Here is a 4,718-nt window from a genome sequence, read left to right as displayed (position 1 = left end):
GTTACTATTGCTTGTGGAGCTATATCTGGATTCCATGCTACTCAATCACCAATGATGTCTAGATGTATGGATAATGAAAAAGAAGGTAGAAGGGTATTCTATGGTGCAATGATTGCAGAAGGAATAATTGCCATGATTTGGGCAGCAGCGGCTATGTCATTCTTCGGTGGGGTGCCTCAATTAGGAGTAGCACTAGCCGAAGGTGGTGGACCATCGGGTGTAGTAGATACAATATCTAAATCTCTACTAGGACCGGTAGGTGGTGTTTTAGCTTTGTTAGGAGTAATAGCGGCACCAATAACTTCAGGAGATACAGCTTATAGAAGTGCAAGATTGACAATAGCAGATGCGGTAGATTATGATCAAGAACCAATAAAAAATAGATTATTAATAGCTGTACCACTATTTACAATAGGATTTGTTTTAACAATGGTAGACTTTGATATTATCTGGAGATACTTTGCTTGGTCAAACCAAACCTTAGCCATGATAGTATTGTGGGCTTCAGCAGCCTTCTTAGTTAAGAACAACAAATCTCATTGGATAGCAAGTGCACCAGCTACACTTATGACAGGTGTAAGTATTACTTATATAATGATGGCACCAGAAGGATTTAAACTATCTTCAAGTATTGCTTATCCAGTAGGAGCTGTAGCTGCAATAGGAACATTAATATACTTTTTATATAAAGTCAATAAAAAACAAGAGTTAAAAAACGCATAAAATAGGTGAGTCAGTAGGGATAGTCCTTACTGACTCACTTTTTTTATATAAAATTGCAATATACAGAAATTCTATTCATTCCATTTATTCACTTTGGTCATATGTGAATTTTGCTATTATTACTTCTGCTTGTCCCTTATTTTCGTCCATTTATTCACTTTGCTCATATGTAAATATTATAGGGAAGGATTATTTAGTAGAATCTTTATTTCCGGCCTAGGGCTAGAATAAGGATTTTTTTGACCTTTTTTGTGAAATAAAATACAAATTTGTCGTAAGCTTTTGTGGGATATTCACAATTTTGGTAATTGGGAAGTATAGAAGATGTAACAAATTCTTTCTATTAAAAGAAAGAATTAATAGAAAATTCGATGTATAAATTATATGAAAATAATAAAGATTTAAATATCTTTTTATGCAAGTATAGAGTTATTAAACTTTTGGAGGGATGTCCATGTCAAGTGAAAATTTGGAAGGGGAAATGGTTGAAAGTCATAATTCAGAACTACGCTACCATATTAATGACAAGCTACCAATAGGTATTGCCATACCTTTGGCTATTCAAAATATTATGGCGGCTTTCAGTGGTATTATAGCAGTACCTCTTGTAGTAGGACAAGCTATTGGTTTGTCTGTAGATACTATGGGGCTTATGGTTAGCGCTACCCTATTTATATCAGGATTAGCTACATTTATTCAATCTCGTGGAATTGGACCAGTTGGTTCAAAACTTCCTTGTATCATGGGTACAGATTTTACCTTTGTAGGACCTGGTATTGCAGTTGCCAGTGCCTTTGGATTGCCGGGCTATTTTGCTGCAACGACCCTAGGTGCAATTTTTGAAATCGTTTTAAGTAGATTCATAAAACCATTAAGAAAATATTTCCCACCAGTGGTTACTGGTGTTGTAGTTGCTTTAATAGGGCTTACTATGATTCCTGTAGCGGTTGATTGGGCTGCTGGAGGAGTTGGTAATCCCGAATATGGTAGTCTTAAGTTTATATTATTAGCCTTTGCAGTTATGGCCATTATAATTCTATTGAATCAAAAGGGGAAAGGTTTTATAAGCTCCGGTTCAATACTTATAGGTATTGTTTGTGGATATATTATTTCTATACCTATGGAATTATTAGATATTACACCAGTAAAGGATGCAGCATGGATTTCTTTGCCAAGACCTTTTAGATATGGAATGGAAGTTCACCTATCTGCTGTTTTAGCATTTTTACCTGCCTATCTTGTCACTGCAGTAGAAACTATGGGAGATTTAATATCAGTAGCTAATGCTAGTGAACATGAAATAACAGGTGAAGAATTGTCTAGAGGTATTTTATCAGATGGTGTTGGAAGTTTTATGGCTGGAATCTTTGGTGCTGGGCCTCATACATCATTTAGTCAAAACGTTGGAATAATACCTATTACAGGTGTAGCTAGTAGATTTGTAACTATTATTTCTGGTATCATTTTAATGTTAGCGGGTATATTCCCTAAAATAGGAGCATTAGTATCTATAATGCCTGATCCTGTTTTAGGTGGAGCTGGGATTATGATGTTTGGTATGATATCTGTTGGTGGATTTAAGCTATTGCAAGAGGTAGATTTGAATAGAAGAAATAGTTTATTAGTTGCAGTATCAATGGGATTAGGACTTGCTGTTGTATATAGGCCTGAAATATTAGATAATTTTCACCCAACTGTTCAAACTATATTCCAATCAGGAATGACTACAGGAACTTTAGCAGCTATCATCTTAAATTTAATACTTCCTGGAAGAGAAATTGAAGAATAGAAAACGTCTTCCTTTATTATTTACATAATAAATGAGTCAGTGGGACAGTCCTTACTGACTCACTTTTTTAAAAAAATTCCACTATGTTCCTAGTATATTTTTAATAAGTCTACTTAAACTTATTTATAGAACGAAGACTATATAAATAATAAAGGAGAGAAAATAAAAATGTCCGATATGATGCCTTTTAGAAAAAATAATCTAAGTAGGAGGGAAGACTCTTTTTCAGATTTTATAAGAGACTTATTTGATGATGACTTCTTTACTTCAATAAACTATAATCGGGGAAACTTTAGAGCTGATTTAAAAGAGGCCAATGGGAACTATTATGTGGAAGCAGATTTACCAGGGGTTAAAAAAGGAGATATAGAAATAGATTACCATAATAATTACTTAATCATTAGTGCAAAACGAGATGAATCTATGGAAAATGATAAAGAAAATTATGTTAGACGAGAAAGACATTATGGTGAATTTAAACGAAGCTTCCATATAGATAATGTAGATGAAGATAATATAAAGGCTTCTTTTAATGATGGAGTCTTAAAAATTATCCTTCCAAAACTAAATAAAGAAGATAATAAGAGAAGAAGAATTAATATAGAATAAAGAATAAAGAATAAATAGTCGGGAATGGTCTTCATTGATTAACTTAGGGAATTAATGAAGACCATCCTTATTGGCTTATAAAAATATTTGACAAGGATTGCTTTCCATGATAAAGTATAAAGTATACTACCAGAAAGTTCAGACAAATACATATTTGGTGGAGACTAAGAGAACCACAATTTTAACCTATTTAGGAGATGGGGTTAATAATTGTGGGATTTTTTATGTGGAAAAGGGGGGGATATTCTGAAAAGGATATTTAATAAAGCGGATGAATTTGTAGAGGAAATGCTTTAGGGCATGAGATTAGCTCATTCTGAATACCTAAAGAGGATTGAAGGGTATGATGTACTAGTTAGAAAAGACAGCCCGAGGAAAGGTAAAGTGGCATTAGTTAGTAGAGATGGAAGTGGGCATGAACCATCTCATTGTGGATATGTAGGAAAAGGTATGCTTAATGGGGCAGTAGCAGGGGAAGTATTTACCTCGCCAACGCCAGAACAAATTTTTCAGGCAATTAGAGCAGTAGATGGAGGATCTGGAGTACTTCAATTATTAAGAATTATACAGGAGACGTAATGAATCTTGAAATGGCATCAGAAATGGAAAATATAAATGTGGAAAACGTTATTGTAAATGATGATGTAGTAGTCGAAAATAGCACATATACAATAGGTAGAAGGGGAATTGCAGGAACAGTATTCGTTCATAAAATAGCGGGGGCGGCTGCAGAAAAAGGGTTAGAATTAAGAGAAGTGAAGAGAATAGCCGAAAAGACAATAAAAAATGTTAAAACCATTAAACAGTTATAATAAATACTTATATAGCAGGAGTAAAGATAATTTTAAAAGTATTATATATCTTCATTATGAAGGTAGTATAGCTATAGCAGTACAAGCATATATATTTAGTAATAGGAATGATATAATTAGAATTACAAGAAAATGAAAGATACGACAAGTTAATCAATAATTAGTAGAAATTAGTGGATTTTAGTTTTAAGGGGGATTGAAATGGCTAAAAATTTTTTTAGCATTGTAAATGAAAATCCTATTATAGCGGCAATAAATCATGAGGAGAAAGTTGAAAAAGCTATAGCTTCACCTTGCAATGCTGTCTTCTTATTAATAGGAGATATATTGAGCTTAGGGGATATGGTAGATACATTAAAAAAGAATGGAAAATCAGTTTATGTTCACATGGATTTAATAGAAGGGCTATCTAAGGATATTCCAGCTATGAGATATATTAATAGACAAGTACGTCCAGATGGAATAATAACAACTAAAACGAATCTTGTAAAGGCAGGTAGAGAGGCAGATATTTTTGTAATCCAACGACTTTTTCTTTTAGATTCAATGGCATTAGATTCAGGAATTGAGTCTATTAAAAAAATAAGGCCCAACGCTGTTGAAATTTTGCCCGGAATTATGCCGAAAGTAGTAAAGAGAATATACCGTGAAACCCGTACTCCTATAATTACAGGAGGACTTATAAAAGATAAAGAAGATGTAATACAAAGTCTTAACTCTGGAGCTGTAGCTATATCATCAAGTAATGAGGAAGTGTGGTACATGTAAGAAATTTATTATTAAAA

The 4,718-nt window shown here is 33.4% G+C and carries 6 protein-coding genes; all 6 read left to right on the top strand.

The genetic code is table 11. From position 1 onward, the window contains the following. A partial coding sequence (locus VK071_08325) for a carbon starvation CstA 5TM domain-containing protein (GenBank protein ID HLR35313.1) occupies nt 1–723 on the top strand: 723 nt, incomplete at its 5' end. Between the two features lie 454 nt (nt 724–1,177). Continuing rightward, the gene (locus tag VK071_08320; GenBank protein ID HLR35312.1) at nt 1,178–2,512 is read left to right on the top strand and encodes a nucleobase:cation symporter-2 family protein; all 1,335 of its coding nucleotides are present in this window, start codon (nt 1,178–1,180) and stop codon (nt 2,510–2,512) included. A gap of 168 nt (nt 2,513–2,680) precedes the next feature. Next, nucleotides 2,681–3,121 (top strand): heat shock protein Hsp18, encoded by a 441-nt coding sequence (hsp18, locus tag VK071_08315; protein HLR35311.1) that lies wholly within the window; start codon nt 2,681–2,683, stop codon nt 3,119–3,121. A gap of 300 nt (nt 3,122–3,421) precedes the next feature. After that, nucleotides 3,422–3,700 carry a dihydroxyacetone kinase subunit DhaK gene (locus tag VK071_08310; protein HLR35310.1) on the top strand — a complete coding sequence of 93 codons (279 nt, stop codon included), beginning with the start codon at nt 3,422–3,424 and terminating at the stop codon, nt 3,698–3,700. Beyond that, complete coding sequence (locus tag VK071_08305) at nt 3,700–3,933, top strand: dihydroxyacetone kinase subunit DhaK (GenBank protein HLR35309.1); 234 nt, start codon at nt 3,700–3,702, stop codon at nt 3,931–3,933. The genes VK071_08310 and VK071_08305 overlap by 1 nt, the downstream gene beginning before the upstream one ends. Nucleotides 3,934–4,134: 201 nt before the next feature. Then, entirely contained in the window at nt 4,135–4,701 is a 567-nt protein-coding gene (locus VK071_08300) for a glycerol-3-phosphate responsive antiterminator (protein HLR35308.1), read from the top strand. Nucleotides 4,702–4,718 lie beyond the last annotated feature (17 nt).

The sequence above is a fragment of the Tissierellales bacterium genome, from assembly GCA_035301805.1.
Lineage (GTDB): Bacteria > Bacillota > Clostridia > Tissierellales > DATGTQ01 > DATGTQ01.
The sequence above is the reverse complement of the archived record's forward strand: the minus strand, read 5'-3'. Positions and strand labels throughout refer to the sequence as shown.